General features: G+C 59.1%; 2 protein-coding genes. One reads left to right on the top strand and one right to left on the bottom strand.

What is annotated here, in order from left to right:
* Positions 1-217 (bottom strand): SDR family oxidoreductase (locus A3754_RS06425; protein ID WP_156496857.1); only part of this gene is annotated, 217 nt, incomplete at its 3' end.
* 89 nt (positions 218-306) lie between these two features.
* Here A3754_RS06425 and A3754_RS06420 point away from each other — a divergent pair.
* Positions 307-726 (top strand): secondary thiamine-phosphate synthase enzyme YjbQ, encoded by a 420-nt coding sequence (locus A3754_RS06420; protein WP_063519121.1) that lies wholly within the window; start codon positions 307-309, stop codon positions 724-726.
* Positions 727-1,011: the final 285 nt, after the last annotated feature.

Below are 1,011 nucleotides of genomic sequence, written 5' to 3'. Positions count from 1 at the left end.
CGCAGGCTTCAATGGCCGTGTTGTCGCTGAGGTCGCAGGGGTAGATAAAGGCGGTGCCGCCCTGTTCCTGAATGGTTTGCTGAACCTCGCGAAGCTGCTCTTCCCGGCGTGCCACCAGGCACAGCGTGGCGCCTTTTCTTGCCATGATCCTGGCTGCTTCCGCGCCGATGCCACTGGAGGCGCCGGTGAGTACAATGGTCTGGCCTTTGAGTTTCATGCATACCCCTTGAATGCTGTGCGGTAAAAATACAGACCGTCGAGTCTGCCGTGTTCGGCATTAGGGGCCAAGGTCTAAAGGGGACGAAGATGTGGTTTCAGGACATTGTCACGTTGCCGGCGCAACGGCGCGGTTGCCATCTGGTAACGCGGGAGGTGGTAACTGCCTTGCCGGTGCTGGCGGAGATAGAGGTGGGCTTGCTGCATCTGTTTATTCAGCATACCTCCGCCTCGCTGACCATCAATGAAAATGCTGACCCGGATGTGCGCGGGGATCTGGAGCGACACCTGAATGTGATGGTGCCGGAGAACGCGCCGTACTATGAGCATACCCTGGAAGGGCCGGATGATATGCCCGCGCATATCAAGAGCGTACTTATCGGCCCGTCGCTGACAATCCCGATCCGGGCCGGGCGGCTGGCGCTGGGGACCTGGCAGGGCATTTATCTGTGCGAGCACCGCGACCACGGTGGTGCACGGCGGGTCGTGGCGACCATTCAAGGGGAGTGAGCGGCGGGCGACAACGTTATCTACAAGGTTGCTGTAGGAGTGCCCTTCCAGGGCGCGAACCTTGCGAAGCAAGGAATTGCCCAAAGGGCGATCAGGACTTGCCGAACCTGACAGGTTTCTATAGNTGGACCTGACATTCTCTAAAAATTTTGCCGCCTCGCTGCGCTCCGTTCCTGCAGCGGCTTCGTATCGGATGACGGAAATGGCGTTACGCCATTTCCGCTATCGGCTGGCCGGTTATTCCGCAATCCATTGCAGGAATTCGCGGCGTTCTTCTGCGGTGGC

Source organism: Alcanivorax sp. HI0083 (genome assembly GCF_001635175.1).
This window is presented reverse-complemented; position numbering and strand designations above follow the sequence as displayed.